This is a genomic window from Pseudomonas haemolytica (genome assembly GCF_009659625.1).
Taxonomy (GTDB): Bacteria; Pseudomonadota; Gammaproteobacteria; order Pseudomonadales; family Pseudomonadaceae; genus Aquipseudomonas; species Aquipseudomonas haemolytica.
Map to the genome: position 1 here is coordinate 183,731 of NZ_VOIW01000001.1, position 18,261 is coordinate 201,991.

Below are 18,261 nucleotides of genomic sequence, written 5' to 3' on the forward strand. Positions count from 1 at the left end.
AGGGTTGAAGCAAATACCCGATCAATGGCCAAAATGCTGACGCGCCGCAAGGGCGTGGAGATTTGGTTAGACATAATTTCATTTATTCTTATAGGGGAAAGTGGTCACCAGACGGCTGGATCGTCTTATTTTTTGTCGCATGTGTCCAGTGTCCTGTCACGCGATCGGGGCATAGGCTCTGTGGGCTCGTCCTTGTCCGACAATCCACGCAGGTGACCCATGATCCCCAGAACCTTGTTCAGCTCGGAGCACGAACTCTTCCGCGAGAGCGTGCGTACCTTTCTCGAAAAACACGCCGCGCCCTTTCATGGGCAATGGGAAAAGCAGGGTTATATCGATCGTAGCCTGTGGAGCAAGGCGGGGGAGGCGGGCATGCTGTGCTCCCATCTGCCGGAGGAATACGGTGGCCTGGGGGCGGACTTTCTCTACAGCGCGGTGGTGATCGAAGAAATCAGCCGCCTCGGTTTGACCGGCATCGGTTTTTCCCTGCATTCGGATATCGTCGCGCCCTACATCCTGCATTACGGCAGTGAAGCGCTGAAGCACAAGTACCTGCCCAAGTTGATCTCCGGGGAGATGGTCACGGCCATTGCCATGACCGAACCAGGCGCCGGTTCCGACTTGCAAGGGGTCAAGACCACAGCGGTGCTGGACGGCGATGAGTATGTGATCAACGGGTCCAAGACCTTTATCACCAACGGCTACCTGGCCGATCTGGTGGTTGTGGTGGCCAAGACCGATCCCAAGGCCGGCGCCAAGGGCACCAGCCTGTTCCTGGTGGACGCTGGCACGCCCGGCTTTGACAAAGGCAAACGCCTGGAGAAAGTCGGCATGAAGGCCCAGGACACCTCGGAGCTGTTCTTCCAGGATGTGCGGGTGCCCAAGGAAAACCTGCTGGGCCAGGCCGGCATGGGGTTCGCCTACCTGATGCAGGAGCTGCCCCAGGAGCGCTTGACCGTGGCGATTGGCGCCTTGTCATCCGCCGAAGCGGCGTTGCAGTGGACCCTGGACTACACCCGCGAGCGCAAGGCGTTTGGCAAGGCGATTGCCGACTTCCAGAACACCCGCTTCAAGCTGGCGGAGATGGCCACCGAGATTCAGATCGGTCGTGTGTTCGTCGATAAGTGCATGGCGCTGCACCTGGAAGGCAAGCTGGATGTGCCTACAGCTGCGATGGCCAAGTATTGGGCCACAGACCTGCAATGCAAGGTGCTCGATGAGTGCGTGCAGCTGCACGGGGGCTACGGCTTCATGTGGGAATACCCGATTGCCCGGGCCTGGGCTGATGCGCGGGTGCAGCGGATTTATGCGGGGACCAATGAGATCATGAAGGAGATTATTGCGCGGGCGCTTTGATCTTGCGGTGTTGCTGATGGCCCCTTCGCGAGCAAGCCCGCTCCCACATTCAACCGCATACCAAATCGGTGTACTCGGTTAAACGGGGGAGCGGGCTTGCTCGCGAAGGCGGTCTAAAGATCAATCAAGGCGCAGGGTTCGGATGATCCTTTTGAATCGCCTCGATCCCTTCCAGCACCTCCTTGGACAGTTTCAGATCAGCACTGGCAATGTTGCTGTCCAACTGCGCAAGCGTCGTCGCACCAATAATATTGCTGGTCACGAAGGGTTGTTGTGTGACGAACGCCAGCGCCATTTGCGCCGCGTCCAGGCCGTGTTCGCGCGCCAGTGCCACATACCGGCTGCACGCCGCTTCCGATTGCGGGTTGAAGTAACGGCTGAAGCGGCTGTACTCGGTCAGGCGTGCCTTGGCCGGACGCGCGCCATTTTCGTATTTGCCGCTGAGCATGCCGAACGCCAGAGGCGAATAGGCTAGCAGGCCGCACTGCTCACGAATGGCGATTTCCGCCAGACCCACCTCAAAGCTGCGGTTGAGCAGGTTATAGGGGTTCTGGATCGACACTGCGCGGGGCCAGCCGCGGGCTTCGGCCAGGGCGAGGAACTTCATGGTGCCCCATGGCGTTTCGTTGGACAGGCCGATATGGCGGATCTTGCCGGCCTTCACCTGTTCATCCAGGGCTTCGAGGGTTTCCTCCAGCGGGGTGAGGTCGTCTTCGTCCTTGTGCTTGTAGCTCAACTGACCGAAAAAGTTGGTGCTGCGCTCCGGCCAGTGCAGTTGGTAGAGGTCGATCCAGTCGGTCTGCAGGCGCTTGAGGCTGGCGTCCAGCGCCAGGGCAATGTGCTTGCGGTTGTGGCGCAGGTAGCCATCGCGGATGTAGTCGATGGTGTTGCCGGGGCCGGCGATCTTGCTGCCCAGGACCCAGTCGGCACGGTCGCCACGACTTTTGAAATAGTTGCCGATGTAGCGCTCGGTAGTGGCATAGGTGTCGGCCTTGGGCGGTACCGGGTACATTTCCGCCGTGTCGAGGAAATTGATGCCTGCGGCCTTGGCCCGTTCGATCTGCGCGAAGGCCTCTGCCTCGCTGTTCTGCTCGCCCCAGGTCATGGTGCCCAAAGCGATCGCGCTGACGTTCAGATCGGTGCGGCCCAGCTGTCGGTAATCCATCGGGTACTCCTTCGGGGAAAACAATCATAAAAGCAGGTTGAATTTTTTTTCGCAATCTGCATAATTGCCCACCTCTTTCTGCAGTGGAAGTGATGCGCCGCCTGCCGAAGAATCTTGCCGTTGAACGGACGCGCCGACCCGAGCCCCCGATAGCGTCTGTATCCGGCTGCCTTTGACTTGTCAAAGTACGCACTATTCAGTAAGATCCGCCGTCTAATTTACAGGGCGGCCCCTGAGGCTATTAAAGAATGACAACTTTTACTGCAAAACCGGAAACAGTTCAGCGCGACTGGTTTGTCGTCGACGCCGCTGGTCAGACCCTGGGTCGTCTGGCCACTGAAGTCGCCAGCCGTCTGCGTGGCAAGCACAAGCCTGAGTACACCCCTCACGTTGACACCGGTGACTACATCGTGATCATCAACGCTGAGCAGGTACGTGTTACCGGCAACAAAGCGCAAGACAAAATGTACTACCGTCACTCCGGTTTCCCAGGCGGTATCAAGTCTTCCAACTTTGAAGGCCTGATCTCCAAGAAGCCTGAAGCCCCGATCGAAATCGCGGTCAAAGGCATGCTGCCGAAGGGCCCACTGGGTCGCGATATGTTTCGCAAGCTGAAAGTCTATGCGGGCGCTGTACACCCTCATGCTGCTCAGCAGCCCCAAGAACTGAAGTTTTAACGGAATAGTTCATTATGTCGGCGACTCAAAATTACGGCACTGGCCGTCGCAAAACCGCAACCGCACGCGTTTTCCTGCGTCCGGGCACTGGTAACATCTCGATCAACAACCGCACCCTGGACAACTTCTTCGGCCGCGAAACTGCCCGCATGGTAGTTCGTCAGCCGCTGGAATTGACCGAGACCGTTGAAAAGTTCGACATCTACGTCACTGTTATCGGTGGCGGTGTAAGTGGTCAAGCTGGCGCAATCCGCCACGGTATCACTCGCGCTCTGATGCAGTACGACGAAACCCTGCGTGGCGCTCTGCGCAAAGCTGGTTTCGTAACTCGCGATGCTCGTGAAGTTGAACGTAAGAAAGTCGGTCTGCGTAAAGCGCGTAAGCGTCCGCAGTACTCGAAGCGTTAATTCGCTTTACGTTCCACAAAAACGCCCAGCCTCCTCACGGAGCTGGGCGTTTTTTATTGCCTGCGATTTATGCATAAATTTGTGCGTGACAACTTGCCACATCCGTAGACCCCCTATACTACAAGGCCTGGGGGCGGAGGCCCGGGCAATTCCCTTGTCATACGTGGGGCTTTTCATTACCATCCGTCAAAATTTTTATAAGTAAAGATTCAACACTTAGTAGACGCCTGATTTAACAGGCCAAAAAGCTGATGGGAGAGGACTGAATGAGCAATGACGGCGTGAATGCAGGCCGGCGTCGCTTCTTGGTAGCAGCCACATCCGTGGTGGGTGCTGCAGGAGCGGTGGGGGCTGCGGTCCCGTTCGTGGGGTCATGGTTTCCCAGTGCCAAGGCGAAAGCCGCAGGTGCACCGGTGAAGGTGAATGTCAGCAAGATCGAGCCAGGCCAGCAGATGATTGCTGAGTGGCGCGGCCAGCCGGTTTTCATCGTTCGTCGTACCGAGGAAATCCTGGGGAATCTGAAGAAGATCGAAGGCCAGTTGTCTGACCCGAAATCCGAGAATTCCGACCAACCCGCCTACGCCAAGAACGAAGTGCGTTCGATCAAGCCAGAGATCCTGTTGCTGGTTGGTCTGTGTACCCATCTGGGTTGCTCGCCTACCTTCCGCCCGGAAGTGGCCCCTGTCGATCTCGGCAAGGATTGGGTCGGTGGTTATTTCTGTCCCTGCCACGGATCGCACTACGACCTCGCTGGCCGTGTCTACAAATCCCAGCCCGCTCCATTGAACCTGCCCGTGCCTCCGCATACCTACGAAACTGACGACCTCATAGTCATTGGCCTCGACAAGGAGAACGCGTGATGAGCAAGTTCATGGATTGGGTGGATGCGCGCTTCCCCGCTACCAAAATGTGGGAAGACCATCTCAGCAAATATTACGCGCCAAAAAACTTCAACTTCTTCTACTTCTTTGGCTCCCTGGCCTTGTTGGTGCTGGTCAACCAGATCGTCACCGGCGTGTGGTTGACAATGAGCTATACGCCTTCTGCGGAAGAAGCCTTTGCTTCCGTCGAATACATCATGCGTGACGTCGAGTACGGCTCGATCCTGCGCCTGCTGCACTCCACGGGCGCGTCGGCGTTCTTTATCGTCGTCTATCTGCACATGTTCCGCGGCCTGCTCTACGGGTCGTACCAGAAGCCCCGTGAGCTGGTATGGGTCTTCGGCATGTTGATCTACCTGGCGCTGATGGCCGAAGCCTTCATGGGTTACCTGCTGCCTTGGGGCCAGATGTCGTACTGGGGCGCCCAGGTGATCATCTCGCTGTTCGGCGCGATCCCGGTGATCGGCAACGACCTGACCCAGTGGATTCGAGGTGACTACCTGATTTCCGGCATCACCCTGAACCGCTTCTTCGCCTTGCACGTGGTGGCCCTGCCGATCGTGATTCTCGGCCTGGTGGTGCTGCACATCCTGGCGCTGCACGAGGTGGGTTCCAACAACCCGGATGGTGTGGACATCAAGAAGCACAAGGACGAGAACGGCATCCCGCTGGATGGCATTCCGTTCCACCCGTACTACACCGTGAAAGACATTGTCGGTGTGGTGGTGTTCCTGTTCGTGTTCTGCTCGATCGTGTTCTTTTTCCCGGAGATGGGTGGTTATTTCCTGGAGAAGCCTAACTTCGAGCAGGCCAACGCCTTCAAGACACCTGAGCACATCGCCCCGGTCTGGTACTTCACACCGTTCTACGCGATCTTGCGGGCGATCCCCGACAAGCTGATGGGCGTGATCGCCATGGGCGCCGCCATCGCGGTGCTGTTCGTGCTGCCATGGCTCGACCGTAGCCCGGTCAAGTCGATGCGCTACAAAGGCTGGCTGAGCAAGATCTGGCTGTGGGTGTTCTGCATCTCCTTCGTGATCCTCGGTGTGCTCGGCGTATTGGCGCCAACCCCTGAGCGTACGTTGCTGTCGCAGGTCTGCACCTTCCTGTACTTCGCCTACTTCATTCTGATGCCGTTCTATACCCGGCTCGAGAAGACCAAACCGGTTCCGGAAAGGGTGACTGGCTGATGAAAAAGTTATTCGTTGCATTCGTGCTTGCGGCCCTGCCGCTACTGTCCTTCGCCGCCGAGCATGGCGCGGAGCTGGAAAAAGTCGATATCGATGTGTCTGACAAAGCCGCCATGCAGGATGGGCTGCGTACATTCACCAACTACTGCATGGGCTGCCACAGCGCCAAGTTCCAACGTTACGAGCGTGTCGCCGATGACTTGGGCATTCCTCATGAAGTGATGCTCAGTCACGCGGTGTTCACTGGTGCGAAGATCGGCGACCACATGAACTCCGGCATGCAACCGGCCGACGCCAAGACCTGGTTCGGCGCCGCGCCGCCCGACCTGACCCTGGTGGCCCGCGTGCGCGGCACCGACTGGCTCTACGGTTACCTCAAATCCTTCTATGAAGACCCTGCGCGCCCGTATGGCGTGAACAACAAAGTCTTCCCGAATGTCGGTATGCCGAACGTTCTGGTCGGCCTGCAGGGCCGTCAAGTGGTAGGATGCAAGCAGGTTCAGGTCGTTGAAGACGGCAAGAAGCAATATGATCCGTTGACCGGTACGCCTCTGACCCATGAAGCGTGCGATCAACTGACCATCGTGCCCAAGACCGGTACGCTGAATGAAGAGCAGTTCGACGAGAAGGTCAAGAACCTGGTGACCTTCCTGGCCTACTCGGCCAACCCCGTCAAACTGCAGCACCAGCGCATCGGTACGTACGTCTTGCTGTACCTGGCTTTCTTCTTCGTATTCGCTTATCTGCTCAAGCGCGAATACTGGAAGGATGTGCATTGATCCAACCGTAAGCAATTGCTGTTAATCTTGCGCGCCCAGCGGCATCTCTGAACACGTAGCGCCCGGTTGAACCGGACGTTACAGAGATGATCCCTGGGCGCGCTCGTTTTTGAGCTTTCGATAATTTCAACAAGCGAGGAGGACCGCCATGGGCGTGACCAATCGGTTGGCCTGTTACTCCGACCCCGCCGACCACTATTCCCACCGAGTACGCATCGTACTCGCAGAGAAGGGTGTCAGCGCCGAGATCATCAGTGTGGAGGCGGGCCGTCATCCGCCGAAGCTGATCGAAGTGAACCCTTACGGCAGCTTGCCCACCCTGGTCGATCGTGACCTGGCGTTGTGGGAGTCAACCGTGGTGATGGAATACTTGGATGAGCGTTACCCTCATCCGCCTTTGCTGCCGGTGTATCCGGTGGCGCGTGCCAACAGCCGCCTGCTGATCCATCGGATCCAGCGTGACTGGTGCGGGTTGGTGGATGTGATTCTGGATTCGCGCTCCAAAGAAGCCGCTCGAGTACAGGCGCGCAAGGAATTGCGCGAGAGCCTGACCGGCGTTTCGCCGTTGTTCGCCGATAAACCTTTTTTCCTTAGTGAGGAACAAAGCTTGGTGGATTGCTGCCTATTACCCATACTCTGGCGCTTGCCGATTCTGGGCATTGAACTGCCACGGCCAGCCAAGCCGTTGCTTGATTACATGGAGCGCCAGTTTGCGCGTGAGGCTTTCCAGGCGAGTCTGTCTGGTGTCGAACGCGATATGCGCTAAGGCTTAAGGAGCCGCTGATGAACTCCAGTCGACCTTACCTGGTCCGCGCGCTCTATGAGTGGATTGTGGACAACGATTGCACCCCGCACATGCTGGTCAATTCCGAATTTCCTGCGGTTCAGGTACCCCAGGGTTTTGCCAGTGACGGACAAATCGTGCTGAACGTATCGCCCAGTGCCGTGCGTCACCTGCACATGGATAACGAAGCGGTGAGCTTCGAAGGGCGTTTCGGTGGTGTGCCTCATACGCTGTTCGTGCCAATCGGTGCGATTCTCGGGATCTATGCCCGGGAAAATGGCCAAGGCATGGTGTTCGATCTGGAGTCGCCTTTGGAGGATGACGAAACGATCGAAGGCGAAGACGGTGATGATGTGCCGCCACCGGATGCCGAACCGCCGCGCCCTAGCGGTCGGCCAAGCTTGAAAGTGGTGAAGTAGGCGGATTTCGCCTTCAGGCCCAGCTGAAAAATGCCTCGACTCTGTCGGGGCATTTTTTTTGCGTGAAGGATATGGATGAAAGTCGCGCCAGAACGGTGATCGTACAACCACCATGGGCTATGATGCGGTCTTTAGTTCGCCGAGAAAGATGGTTCATCATGGAAAACTCCAGCGCCGCTCCACGTCTTCCCCGCAAGCGCCGCAGCCTTGCCCAGGAATTGGTCACGGTGTTGTCCGAGCAGATCCGCGACGGCCAACTCAAACGCGGCGACAAGCTGCCTACCGAGTCGGCGATCATGGACGCCCATGGGGTCAGCCGTACCGTGGTGCGTGAGGCTATTTCACGCCTGCAAGCGGCGGGGCAGGTCGAGACTCGCCATGGTATCGGCACCTTTGTGCTGGACACGCCAAGCCCCAGCGGTTTTCGCATTGATCCGGCCACCGTGGTGACCTTGCGTGATGTGCTGGCGATTCTGGAGCTGCGTATCAGCCTGGAAGTGGAATCAGCGGGGCTCGCCGCCTTGCGTCGCAGCGATGCACAGCTGGCCGCCATGCGTGCGGCCCTCGATGCCTTGAATGAAAGCGCGGCCCACGCCGGCGATGCGGTGGCGTCAGACTTTGCCTTCCACCTGGAAATTGCGCTGTCTACCGGCAACCGTTACTTCACCGACATCATGACCCACCTGGGCACCAGCATCATTCCACGTACCCGCCTGAACTCTGCACGCTTGGCCCATGATGACCAACAGCACTACATGAGCCGACTGAGCCGCGAACATGAAGAGATTTATGAGGCGATTGCCCGCCAGGATTCGGATGCGGCGCGTGCGGCCATGCGTCTGCATTTGACCAACAGCCGCGAGCGGCTGCGCCATGCCCATGAAGAGGCAGAAGCGCAGCGCGGTTAAAGCATTGCCCTGTAGGAACGAGCTTGCTCGCGAAAGATTCAAGGGCGCTGCGTTTATTCAGTATGTGTGCGTTGGCCTCAGGTTCTTCGCGAGCAAGCTCGCTCCTACAAAAAACTATCAGCCGTCAGCTGACGGGTTGATTGGGCTTGTAGTCCTTAAGCAACAAATACGTACTCCAACCCCACCAATCATTGGTCCAGTGCTTGTCGTTCAGGTCATTCACGTCCTTGCGCCGCAGTACCTTGTCCCCCTCCATCTTGAACAGCGGCGAGAAGTTGTTTGCCGGGTTCTGCGCTGCGTTCAGGTCGGGCACATACAGCGGCGCCTTGAAGCTGGCCGGGGAGGGCGCGACACCGCTGATGAACGCCTCGAAGATCTCGTCTGCCGAAGCCTGTACCGCGCGTTTGACCTGTAGGCGATTGTCAGCGTCGATAGTGTCGAAATAGCGTTTGTCGCCATAGGCGTGCCATTGATCGCCCATGGCATTGCGTACCTTGAGCCCGAACTTGCTGTCTTCGTCGTGCATGAAGCGGCTGATCAGCGAGCCCAGCTCGCCCGGTGTCACTACCGCTGCCAGTTGTTTGCGCGGTACCCGCAGGTGGCCAGCAGAAAATAGGTCGGTCAAGAAGTGATCGGCAAAGCTGTTCATCGCATAGGCCAACTGCAGGGCCTGGTCGGTGCCGGTTTGATGGGCGACAACGGCCTGTTGCAGCGCCGCCGTGTGGCCGGCCAAGTAGGCAGACAGGGCCCACTCTCCGAAGTGGTCGGCATTGTCCGCTGCCAGCTTCAGGTAGCGCCCCAGAGGAATTAGGGCCGAAACAGCACTGCCTCCCCCGGTGATGCGGTTCCATTCCTCGGACAACGTATCACCCAGGGCGTCATAGGCTTCATGGGGTTGCTTGCCGTCTTTGATCGCCTGCTTGACTGCGTTGATCTCCTTTTGCATCACCGCGAGGATCTTGTGTGCTTCTTCCCGCGAGGCGGGTAGCACTGCCAGGGAATTGAAAGCGGCGGTGAAGCGTTGCACGCGGTCGGCAGGGGAGGTGCCATCGCTGATGGGTTGCCCAGGAACGCCATAAAAATCGCCACCCAGGGCGATCACTTGGCCGTAGGTCAGCGCCAGCCCGTTGGGTAGGTGCAGCTCGACTTGGTGTGCGGGAATCGCCGGTGCGTCCTTGACGAAGCGCAACAAGGTTTCATCACCGATGGCGGTGTGCTCACCCCCTTCGAAGCGCAGGGTAGGCGGTTGTTTTTGCGGTGCAGCGAGTTCTAGACCTGACATGTTAGCTCCTTGCTATGTCGTAGGAATCTTCCTTGATAACTGTATGTATATACAGTTGTTGTGAGCATAGAGGAGAAATTTCCTACGTCAAGAGGGATTGTTCAACGTGTCAGCTTTGCGATGAGCGCCGATGAATTGCAGTTGACGAATCCATTTATAGTTGTACGATGACGTACGACATAGCCAAAACCAACCACAACCTTTCTTTAGAAAGTCTTCGCCCAGGGTGTTCGAATAATGAATCCACAAGAATTGAAGTCCATCCTCTCCCACGGTTTGCTGTCTTTCCCGGTGACCGATTTCAACGCCCAGGGTGACTTCCACCAGGCGGGCTACATCAAGCGCCTGGAATGGCTCGCCCCTTACGGCGCTACCGCCTTGTTCGCAGCGGGCGGCACCGGTGAGTTCTTCTCCCTTGCTGCCAGCGAATACTCCCAAGTGGTGAAAACCGCCGTCGATACCTGTGCTTCCAGCGTGCCGATTCTGGCCGGTGTAGGCGGCTCGACCCGCCAGGCCATCGAGTACGCTCAAGAGGCCGAACGCCTCGGCGCCAAAGGCCTGCTGCTACTGCCGCACTACCTCACCGAAGCCAGCCAGGACGGGGTTGCCGCCCACGTTGAGGCGGTGTGCAAGTCGGTCAAGATTGGTGTGGTGGTCTACAACCGCAATGTTTGCCGCCTGACCGCGCCGCTGCTGGAACGCTTGGCCGAGCGCTGCCCGAACCTGATCGGCTACAAGGACGGTCTGGGTGATATCGAGTTGATGGTGTCGATCCGCCGTCGTCTCGGCGACCGTTTCAGCTACCTCGGCGGCTTGCCGACTGCAGAGGTTTACGCCGCTGCCTACAAGGCCCTGGGCGTGCCGGTGTACTCCTCGGCGGTGTTCAACTTCATCCCGAAAACCGCCATGGATTTCTACCACGCCATTGCCCGCGAAGATCACGCCACCGTCGACAAGATCATCGACGACTTCTTCCTGCCGTACCTGGACATCCGCAACCGTAAAGCCGGTTACGCGGTGAGCATCGTCAAGGCCGGTGCGAAAATCGTCGGTTACGACGCCGGCCCGGTGCGCACGCCGCTGACCGATCTGCTGCCGGAAGAGTACGAAGCCCTGGCCGCGCTGATCGACAAGCAAGGCGCGCAATAAATTATCTACAAGGCCGCTGCGCAATCAGCGGCCTTTTGCGTCAGGAGAAGATTCGTGTCCCAAGCACAGCGTTTCGAGAACTACATCAATGGCGAATGGGTAACCGGCGCCGACTACTGCACCAACATCAACCCGTCGGATCTGTCCGATGCCATTGGCGAATACGCCAAGGCAGACGTAGCCCAGGTCAACGCAGCCATCGATGCTGCCCGCGCCGCTTTCCCGGCCTGGTCGACTTCAGGTATTCAGGCGCGTCACGATGCGTTGGATAAAGTCGGCAGCGAGATCCTCACCCGTCGCGAAGAACTCGGCACCCTGCTGGCCCGGGAAGAGGGCAAGACCCTGCCCGAAGCCATCGGTGAAGTAACCCGTGCCGGTAATATCTTCAAGTTCTTCGCCGGTGAATGCCTGCGCCTGTCGGGTGATTACGTGCCGTCGGTACGCCCGGGCGTCAACGTTGAAGTGACCCGCGAAGCCCTCGGTGTAGTGGGCCTGATTACCCCGTGGAACTTCCCGATTGCCATCCCCGCCTGGAAAATTGCGCCGGCCCTGGCCTACGGCAATTGCGTGGTGATCAAGCCCGCAGAACTCGTGCCGGGTTGTGCCTGGGCCCTGGCGGAGATCATCTCCCGCGCCGGCTTCCCTGCCGGTGTGTTCAACCTGGTGATGGGCAGCGGCCGCGTGGTCGGCGACGTGTTGGTCAACAGCCCGAAAGTCGATGGCATCAGCTTCACCGGTTCCGTCGGTGTCGGCCGTCAGATCGCCGTCAGTTGTGTATCGCGCCAGGCCAAGGTGCAGTTGGAAATGGGCGGCAAAAACCCGCAGATCATTCTCGATGACGCCGACCTCAAGCAGGCCGTCGAGCTGTCGGTGCAGAGCGCGTTCTACTCCACCGGCCAGCGTTGCACTGCGTCGAGCCGCTTGATCGTCACCGCGGGCATTCACGACCAATTTGTGGCGGCGATGGCTGAGCGGATGAAGTCGATCAAGGTCGGCCACGCGTTGAAAAGTGGCACCGACATTGGCCCGGTCGTGTCCCAGGCCCAGTTGGATCAGGACATGAAATACATCGACATCGGCCAAAGCGAAGGTGCTCGGCTGGTGAGCGGTGGCGGCCTGGTGACGTGCGACACCGAAGGCTACTACCTGGCGCCTACACTGTTTGCCGACAGCGAAGCCGCTATGCGTATCAGCCGTGAAGAGATCTTCGGCCCAGTCGCCAATGTGGTACGCGTGGCGGACTACGAGGCGGCGCTGGCCATGGCCAACGACACCGAGTTCGGGCTGTCGGCGGGGATAGCCACCACCTCGTTAAAATACGCCAACCACTTCAAGCGCCACTCCCAGGCCGGGATGGTGATGGTCAACCTGCCGACCGCGGGTGTGGACTACCACGTTCCGTTCGGTGGCCGTAAGGGTTCATCCTACGGTTCGCGTGAGCAAGGTCGCTATGCGCAAGAGTTCTACACCGTGGTGAAGACCAGCTACATCGGTTCGTAACACGCAGCACCTGTGGCGCCTGCATTGTGTGGGAGCGGGCAACCCCGGCTCCCACATAAACCCGGTGCTCACCGACAACTAGACAATTACCCGCAAAAAAAATAATTAGTGGGAGTATCTCTTCATGCAAGCGACCAAGCCGACCCATGTCCGCTATTTGATCCTGCTCATGCTGTTCCTGGTGACCACGATCAACTACGCCGACCGGGCCACCATCGCCATTGCCGGCTCCAGCCTGCAAAAAGACCTCGGCATCGACGCGGTCACCCTCGGTTATATCTTCTCCGCCTTCGGCTGGGCCTACGTAGCCGGGCAAATCCCCGGCGGCTGGCTGCTCGACCGCTTCGGCTCGAAAAAAGTCTATGCCCTGAGCATCTTCACCTGGTCGCTGTTCACCGTGCTGCAAGGCTATGTCGGTGAGTTTGGTGTCTCCACGGCCGTGGTCGCGCTGTTCATGCTGCGCTTCATGGTGGGCCTGGCCGAGGCGCCGTCGTTTCCGGGAAATGCCCGTATTGTCGCGGCGTGGTTTCCTACGGCGGAAAGGGGCACCGCGTCGGCGATCTTCAACTCGGCGCAGTACTTCGCCACGGTGTTGTTTGCGCCATTGATGGGCTGGATTGTCTACCGCTTCGGCTGGCAGCACGTGTTCATCGTGATGGGGGTGATCGGCATCATTTTCTCGCTGGTCTGGCTGAAAGTTATCCACAGCCCGCGCCAGCATCCGATGATCAACGAGGCCGAGTTCAATCACATCGCCGCCAATGGCGCGATGGTCGACATGGATCAGGACAAGGGCAAAGGCAAGAAAACCGACGGGCCGAAGTGGGACTACATCCGTCAACTGCTGACCAACCGCATGATGCTCGGCGTGTACCTGGGCCAGTACTGCATTAACGGCATCACCTATTTCTTCCTGACCTGGTTCCCGGTGTACCTGGTGCAGGACCGTGGCATGACCATTCTCAAGGCCGGCTTCATTGCCTCGTTACCGGCGATCTGCGGCTTTATCGGCGGTGTGCTCGGCGGGGTGATTTCCGATTACCTGTTGCGTAAGGGCCACTCGCTGACCTTCGCACGCAAGGCGCCGATCATCGGTGGCCTGCTGATTTCCAGCAGCATCGTGGCCTGCAACTATGTGGATATTGAGTGGATGGTGGTGGGGTTCATGGCCTTGGCCTTCTTCGGTAAAGGCGTAGGCGCACTGGGTTGGGCGGTGGTGTCCGACACCTCGCCGAAACAAATCGCCGGCCTCAGTGGTGGCTTGTTCAACACCTTCGGTAACCTGGCGTCGATCACCACACCGATCGTCATCGGCTACATCATCAGCACCACCGGCTCGTTCAAATGGGCGCTGGTATTCGTCGGCGCCAATGCCCTGGTGGCGGTGTTCAGCTACCTGGTGATTGTCGGCCCGATCAAGCGCGTGGTGCTCAAAGAGCCGCCAAGCCAAGGGCCAGAGCTGACCAACCTTACCCAAGCGCACTCCCGAGGGGCGATGTAATGCAGTTGATTGAACATGCCGACTCGCCGCGCTCGATCCGTTTGCACGAGCGCGACAACGTGGTGATCGTGGTAAACGACCAGGGCGTGCCGGCCGGGACTGAATTCCCCGACGGCCTGGTCACCGTGGACTTTATCCCCCAGAGCCACAAGGTGACGTTGGAAGATATCCCCGAGGGTGGCCGGATTATTCGCTACGGCCAGACCATTGGTTATGCCTTGGCGCCAATCCCACGCGGCAGTTGGGTGCAGGAAGATCAACTGCGCATGCCCACCGCGCCACCGCTGGACAGTTTGCCGCTGTCCACCGAAGTGCCTGAAACCCATGCGCCGTTGGAGGGGTTTACCTTCGAGGGCTATCGCAATGCCGATGGCACCGTGGGCACGCGCAATATCCTTGGCATCACCACCACCGTGCAGTGCGTTACCGGTGTGCTGGACCATGCAGTCAAGCGCATCAAGGACGAGTTGCTGCCCAAATACCCCCACGTCGATGATGTGGTGGCGCTGACCCACAGCTATGGCTGCGGCGTGGCGATCACGGCGACGGATGCTTATATTCCGATCCGTACCGTGCGCAACCTGGCACGTAACCCGAACCTGGGCGGTGAAGCCTTGGTGATCAGCCTGGGCTGCGAGAAATTGCAGGCCGGGCAGGTGATGCACGACAACGACAGCTCCGTGGACCTGAGCGAGCCGTGGCTGTACCGCTTGCAGGATTCCAGCCACGGTTTTACCGAGATGATCGAGCAGATCATGGAACTGGCCGAAGTGCGCTTGAAAAAACTCGACCAGCGCCGCCGGGAAACCGTGCCGGCTTCCGAGCTGATCCTGGGCATGCAGTGCGGTGGCAGTGATGCGTTTTCCGGCATCACCGCCAACCCGGCACTGGGATATGCCTCGGATCTGTTGCTGAGGGCCGGGGCGACGGTGATGTTTTCCGAAGTGACTGAAGTGCGCGATGCGATTTACCTGCTGACTTCACGCGCACAGAACGAAGAAATTGCCCGCGAGCTGGTCAGGGAAATGGACTGGTACGACCGTTACCTGGCCAAGGGCGAGGCGGACCGCAGCGCCAACACCACGCCGGGGAACAAGAAGGGCGGGTTGTCGAACATTGTCGAGAAGTCCTTGGGTTCCATCGTCAAATCCGGCAGCAGTGCGATCAACGGCGTACTTGGCCCGGGCGAGCGCTTCAAAAGCAAGGGCCTGATCTTCTGTGCCACACCGGCCAGTGATTTTGTGTGTGGCACCTTGCAACTGGCGGCAGGGATGAACCTGCATGTGTTCACCACTGGGCGCGGCACACCGTACGGGCTGGCAATGGCGCCAGTGGTGAAGGTCTCGACCCGCACCGAGCTGGCCCAACGTTGGCCGGACCTGATCGATATCGACGCCGGGCGCATCGCTACCGGGCGCGCGAGCATCGAGGAACTGGGCTGGGAGTTGTTCCACTTCTACCTGGACGTGGCCAGTGGCAGAAAGCAGACGTGGGCGGAGCGGCATAAGCTGCATAACGACATTACGCTTTTCAATCCGGCGCCGATTACCTGAGACCGAGTCGCCTGCATCGGGAGCAAGCCCCCTCCCACATTTGACCGAGTATTACCTTTGTAATGCAATCAAATGTGGGAGGGGGCTTGCTCCCGATAGCGGTAGACCAGACGACCGGGGTTCCATGGCTTATCATTAGCCAACTGACGACGCCCACCAAGGTTCTCCCCGGCATGCTGGCAATTTTCCTCACCACCCTCACCATCACCGCGCCGGTGTTTGCCATGCTGTTCCTTGGTGTGTTGCTCAGGCGCATCAACTGGATCAACGATAACTTTATCCACACCGCCTCTTCCCTGGTGTTCAACGTCACCATGCCGGCGTTGCTGTTCCTGGGCATCCTGCATGCCGATCTGCACGCAGCGCTCAAGCCGGGGTTGTTGATCTATTTTGCCGTGGCCACGCTGCTGAGTTTCGCCCTGGCCTGGGGCTGGGCGATTTTTCGCTGCAAGCGCGAGGATCGTGGGATCTACGCCCAGGGCGCGTTTCGTGGCAACAACGGCGTGATTGGCCTGGCGCTGGCGGCCAGTATGTACGGCGACTATGGCATTTCCCTCGGCGCGATCCTGGCGGCGCTGGTGATCCTGTTCTACAACACGCTGTCGACCATCGTGCTGGCGGTGTACAGCCCGGTGATCAAGTCTGACCCGTGGAGCATCTTCAAGAGTGTGGTCGCTAACCCGCTGATCATCAGTGTGATCGTCGCCGCGCCGTTCGCTTACTTCCAGATCGGTTTGCCCGGCTGGCTGGAAAAGTCCTTGCAGTACCTGTCGGACACCACGCTGCCGTTGGCGTTGATTTGCATCGGCGGCACTTTGTCCATGGCCGCGCTGCGCAAGAGCGGCAACATGGCATTGAGCGCGAGCTTGATGAAGATGGTCTGGCTGCCGGTGATCGCGACCTTGGGCGCCTGGCTATTGGGGTTCCGCGGGCCGGAGTTGGGGATTCTGTTCCTGTACTTCGGCGCGCCGACGGCTGCCGCGAGCTTCGTGATGGCCAGGGCGGCGCAAGGCAATCATGAGTTGGCGGCGGCCATCATCGTGATCACCACGCTGATGGCGGCGGTGACCACCAATATCGGGATTTTCGTATTGCAGGCTGGTGGCTGGATTTGAGTTTTGCAGTGTGTTCAGGGGCCTTCGCGAGCAAGCCCGCTCCCACATTCGAGCGCATTTTCATGCTGAAACTCGGACAAATGTGGGAGCGGGCTTGCTCGCGAAAGCGATCGGACAGTCACTGCTGATCTGTCTGGTAGGCCTCAATCACTTCCTGCGCCGCTCGAAAGGCATCAATCGCCGCCGGCACACCGGCATACACCGCGCAATGCAATAGCGCTTCGCGAATCTCGTCTACCGTGCAGCCATTATTAAGCGCACCGCGTACGTGACCCTTGAGTTCCTGCGGGCATTTGAGGGCGGTCAGGGCGGCCAGGGTGATCAGGCTGCGGGTCTTGAGCGGTAAGCCTTCGCGGTTCCATACGCTGCCCCATGCGTGTTCGTTGACGAAGTCCTGCAGCGGCTGGGTGAACGCCGTGGCGTTGCCCAGGGCGCGGTCGACGAACACATCGCCCATGACCTGGCGACGCACTTCAACCCCGGGCTTTTTCTGATCGGTCATTGCGATTCCCTCTTGTGTTGGCGGTGCCAGGCGCGCAGTGAGGTGAACAGCAGCATAACCACCAACGCCGGCAGGACGTAATACAGCATCAACTGTTCAAGTTTGTTGGCCAGGGGCATGCCGGTGGTGAACGCCATCACATGCAGCCCGTACGCCAGGTACAACCCCAGCAGCAGCAGCCCTTCGATACGCGTCACGCGGTAGCCGGTATAGAACACCGGCAGGCACAGGATGATGGCGCCGAGCATGACCGGCAGATCAAAATCCAGCGCGTTAGGCGATACCGACAACGGCGACGGCGCCACCAGGGCAGTAAAGCCCAGCACGCCCAGCAGGTTGAACAGGTTGCTGCCGATCACGTTGCCCACGGCAATCTCCCGTTCACCACGCAAGGCGGCGATGAGCGAAGTGGCGAGGCAGGGCAGCGAGGTGCCGACGCCGATCAGCGTCAGGCCGATGACGCGCTCCGACAGGCCCAGGTCGCCCGCCACATCCACCGCTGCGCCGAGCAGTAAGTGCCCGGCCAACACCAGCACCAGCAATCCGACGAGCATCAGCAACACACTGCTCAGCCACGGCGCCTTGGCCACGGTGTCCAGGGTTCGCGGGCGGCGCGAATGCCGCGTCTGGTAGTGCAGCACACCCAGGTAGGCCACCAGTGCCACGAGCAGCACCCCACCATCGAATGGCGTCAGCACTTCATTGGCGGCCAGGGTAAACACCAGCAGGCCGGCGAGGATCATCACCGGTATGTCCACGCGCACCAGTTGCCGCGACACCCGCAGTGGAATGATCAGCGCGGACAAGCCCAAGGTAACGAGGATATTGAAGATACTGCTGCCAATGACGCTGCCCACGGCAATGTCGGTATTGCCGGCCAGCGTGGCCTGCAGGCTGACGGTCATCTGTGGCGCGCTGCTGCCGAAGGCGACGATGCTCAAGCCGATGATCAACGGCCGCACCTTGAGGCTGGCCGCCAGGCGCACGGCGGCGCGTACCAGGATTTCAGCGCCGACGATCAGCAGCAGCAAGCCGCCGACCAGTTCGAGCAGGCTCCAGGGCGAGAGGGCGTTCAATCCGAAAATGCTCAAGG

18 protein-coding genes are annotated in these 18,261 nt (G+C 59.2%); 14 read left to right on the top strand and 4 right to left on the bottom strand.

From position 1 onward, the window contains the following. Window positions 1-219 precede the first annotated feature (219 nt). Complete coding sequence (locus FRT59_RS00890) at window positions 220-1,356, top strand: acyl-CoA dehydrogenase family protein (protein ID WP_153870176.1); 1,137 nt, start codon at window positions 220-222, stop codon at window positions 1,354-1,356. 124 nt (window positions 1,357-1,480) lie between these two features. Here the strand turns inward: FRT59_RS00890 and FRT59_RS00895 are convergent, their stop codons facing one another. Then, the gene (locus tag FRT59_RS00895; RefSeq protein ID WP_153870177.1) at window positions 1,481-2,521 is read right to left on the bottom strand and encodes an NADP(H)-dependent aldo-keto reductase; all 1,041 of its coding nucleotides are present in this window, start codon (window positions 2,519-2,521) and stop codon (window positions 1,481-1,483) included. A gap of 248 nt (window positions 2,522-2,769) precedes the next feature. On the opposite strand from FRT59_RS00895, the gene rplM reads away from it, so the two are divergent. From rplM to FRT59_RS00935, 8 genes are all read left to right on the top strand, one after another. Next, the gene (rplM, locus tag FRT59_RS00900; RefSeq protein ID WP_003171742.1) at window positions 2,770-3,198 is read left to right on the top strand and encodes a 50S ribosomal protein L13; all 429 of its coding nucleotides are present in this window, start codon (window positions 2,770-2,772) and stop codon (window positions 3,196-3,198) included. Between the two features lie 14 nt (window positions 3,199-3,212). After that, window positions 3,213-3,605 carry a 30S ribosomal protein S9 gene (gene rpsI, locus FRT59_RS00905; RefSeq protein ID WP_003171743.1) on the top strand — a complete coding sequence of 131 codons (393 nt, stop codon included), beginning with the start codon at window positions 3,213-3,215 and terminating at the stop codon, window positions 3,603-3,605. Window positions 3,606-3,871: 266 nt separating this feature from the next. Then, window positions 3,872-4,465, top strand: coding sequence for a ubiquinol-cytochrome c reductase iron-sulfur subunit (gene petA, locus FRT59_RS00910; protein WP_034118089.1), 594 nt, complete (start codon window positions 3,872-3,874; stop codon window positions 4,463-4,465). Further along, on the top strand, window positions 4,465-5,676 hold the full coding sequence (locus FRT59_RS00915; protein ID WP_003188526.1) for a cytochrome b: 1,212 nt from the start codon (window positions 4,465-4,467) through the stop codon (window positions 5,674-5,676). The genes petA and FRT59_RS00915 overlap by 1 nt, the downstream gene beginning before the upstream one ends. Then, the gene (locus FRT59_RS00920) at window positions 5,676-6,455 is read left to right on the top strand and encodes a cytochrome c1 (protein ID WP_034118090.1); all 780 of its coding nucleotides are present in this window, start codon (window positions 5,676-5,678) and stop codon (window positions 6,453-6,455) included. Before FRT59_RS00915 ends, FRT59_RS00920 begins: the two co-directional genes overlap by 1 nt. A 148-nt stretch (window positions 6,456-6,603) precedes the next feature. Next, window positions 6,604-7,221: a glutathione S-transferase N-terminal domain-containing protein gene (locus FRT59_RS00925; RefSeq protein ID WP_005784778.1), complete on the top strand. Its 618-nt coding sequence runs from the start codon at window positions 6,604-6,606 to the stop codon at window positions 7,219-7,221. 17 nt (window positions 7,222-7,238) lie between these two features. Then, window positions 7,239-7,658, top strand: coding sequence for a ClpXP protease specificity-enhancing factor (locus tag FRT59_RS00930; protein WP_003188531.1), 420 nt, complete (start codon window positions 7,239-7,241; stop codon window positions 7,656-7,658). Window positions 7,659-7,816: 158 nt separating this feature from the next. Further along, window positions 7,817-8,566: a FadR/GntR family transcriptional regulator gene (locus FRT59_RS00935; RefSeq protein ID WP_043048554.1), complete on the top strand. Its 750-nt coding sequence runs from the start codon at window positions 7,817-7,819 to the stop codon at window positions 8,564-8,566. A 124-nt stretch (window positions 8,567-8,690) separates the two neighbouring features. Here the strand turns inward: FRT59_RS00935 and FRT59_RS00940 are convergent, their stop codons facing one another. Further along, a complete protein-coding gene (locus FRT59_RS00940) occupies window positions 8,691-9,848 on the bottom strand; it encodes a phospholipase (RefSeq protein WP_153870178.1) in 1,158 nt (385 codons plus the stop codon). Between the two features lie 237 nt (window positions 9,849-10,085). Between FRT59_RS00940 and kdgD the strand changes: the two genes are divergently transcribed. From kdgD to FRT59_RS00965, 5 genes are all read left to right on the top strand, one after another. After that, on the top strand, window positions 10,086-10,997 hold the full coding sequence (gene kdgD, locus FRT59_RS00945) for a 5-dehydro-4-deoxyglucarate dehydratase (protein WP_034118093.1): 912 nt from the start codon (window positions 10,086-10,088) through the stop codon (window positions 10,995-10,997). Between the two features lie 54 nt (window positions 10,998-11,051). Beyond that, a complete protein-coding gene (locus FRT59_RS00950) occupies window positions 11,052-12,497 on the top strand; it encodes an aldehyde dehydrogenase family protein (protein WP_198809556.1) in 1,446 nt (481 codons plus the stop codon). 124 nt (window positions 12,498-12,621) lie between these two features. Next, window positions 12,622-13,998 (top strand): MFS transporter, encoded by a 1,377-nt coding sequence (locus tag FRT59_RS00955; RefSeq protein WP_034118095.1) that lies wholly within the window; start codon window positions 12,622-12,624, stop codon window positions 13,996-13,998. Then, window positions 13,998-15,551 (top strand): galactarate dehydratase, encoded by a 1,554-nt coding sequence (gene garD / locus FRT59_RS00960; protein WP_153870179.1) that lies wholly within the window; start codon window positions 13,998-14,000, stop codon window positions 15,549-15,551. The genes FRT59_RS00955 and garD overlap by 1 nt, the downstream gene beginning before the upstream one ends. A gap of 173 nt (window positions 15,552-15,724) precedes the next feature. Continuing rightward, window positions 15,725-16,666: an AEC family transporter gene (locus FRT59_RS00965; RefSeq protein ID WP_034118097.1), complete on the top strand. Its 942-nt coding sequence runs from the start codon at window positions 15,725-15,727 to the stop codon at window positions 16,664-16,666. Window positions 16,667-16,784: 118 nt separating this feature from the next. On the opposite strand, the gene FRT59_RS00970 is transcribed toward FRT59_RS00965, so the two are convergent. Then, window positions 16,785-17,168 carry a carboxymuconolactone decarboxylase family protein gene (locus FRT59_RS00970; RefSeq protein WP_034118098.1) on the bottom strand — a complete coding sequence of 128 codons (384 nt, stop codon included), beginning with the start codon at window positions 17,166-17,168 and terminating at the stop codon, window positions 16,785-16,787. Next, on the bottom strand, window positions 17,165-18,244 hold the full coding sequence (locus tag FRT59_RS00975) for a calcium/sodium antiporter (protein WP_153870676.1): 1,080 nt from the start codon (window positions 18,242-18,244) through the stop codon (window positions 17,165-17,167). Before FRT59_RS00975 ends, FRT59_RS00970 begins: the two co-directional genes overlap by 4 nt. Window positions 18,245-18,261 lie beyond the last annotated feature (17 nt).

What these genes read in the sequence shown, in the direction of transcription:
- garD (WP_153870179.1), top strand. Translation starts at nt 13,998, where the DNA reads ATGCAGTTGATTGAACATGCCGACTCGCCGCGCTCGATCCGTTTGCAC.
- FRT59_RS00925 (WP_005784778.1), top strand. Translation starts at nt 6,604, where the DNA reads ATGGGCGTGACCAATCGGTTGGCCTGTTACTCCGACCCCGCCGACCAC.
- rplM (WP_003171742.1), top strand. Translation starts at nt 2,770, where the DNA reads ATGACAACTTTTACTGCAAAACCGGAAACAGTTCAGCGCGACTGGTTT.
- FRT59_RS00930 (WP_003188531.1), top strand. Translation starts at nt 7,239, where the DNA reads ATGAACTCCAGTCGACCTTACCTGGTCCGCGCGCTCTATGAGTGGATT.
- FRT59_RS00940 (WP_153870178.1), bottom strand. Translation starts at nt 9,848, where the DNA reads ATGTCAGGTCTAGAACTCGCTGCACCGCAAAAACAACCGCCTACCCTG.
- FRT59_RS00915 (WP_003188526.1), top strand. Translation starts at nt 4,465, where the DNA reads ATGAGCAAGTTCATGGATTGGGTGGATGCGCGCTTCCCCGCTACCAAA.
- FRT59_RS00920 (WP_034118090.1), top strand. Translation starts at nt 5,676, where the DNA reads ATGAAAAAGTTATTCGTTGCATTCGTGCTTGCGGCCCTGCCGCTACTG.
- FRT59_RS00955 (WP_034118095.1), top strand. Translation starts at nt 12,622, where the DNA reads ATGCAAGCGACCAAGCCGACCCATGTCCGCTATTTGATCCTGCTCATG.
- FRT59_RS00965 (WP_034118097.1), top strand. Translation starts at nt 15,725, where the DNA reads ATGCTGGCAATTTTCCTCACCACCCTCACCATCACCGCGCCGGTGTTT.
- FRT59_RS00970 (WP_034118098.1), bottom strand. Translation starts at nt 17,168, where the DNA reads ATGACCGATCAGAAAAAGCCCGGGGTTGAAGTGCGTCGCCAGGTCATG.
- kdgD (WP_034118093.1), top strand. Translation starts at nt 10,086, where the DNA reads ATGAATCCACAAGAATTGAAGTCCATCCTCTCCCACGGTTTGCTGTCT.
- petA (WP_034118089.1), top strand. Translation starts at nt 3,872, where the DNA reads ATGAGCAATGACGGCGTGAATGCAGGCCGGCGTCGCTTCTTGGTAGCA.
- FRT59_RS00890 (WP_153870176.1), top strand. Translation starts at nt 220, where the DNA reads ATGATCCCCAGAACCTTGTTCAGCTCGGAGCACGAACTCTTCCGCGAG.
- FRT59_RS00935 (WP_043048554.1), top strand. Translation starts at nt 7,817, where the DNA reads ATGGAAAACTCCAGCGCCGCTCCACGTCTTCCCCGCAAGCGCCGCAGC.
- rpsI (WP_003171743.1), top strand. Translation starts at nt 3,213, where the DNA reads ATGTCGGCGACTCAAAATTACGGCACTGGCCGTCGCAAAACCGCAACC.
- FRT59_RS00895 (WP_153870177.1), bottom strand. Translation starts at nt 2,521, where the DNA reads ATGGATTACCGACAGCTGGGCCGCACCGATCTGAACGTCAGCGCGATC.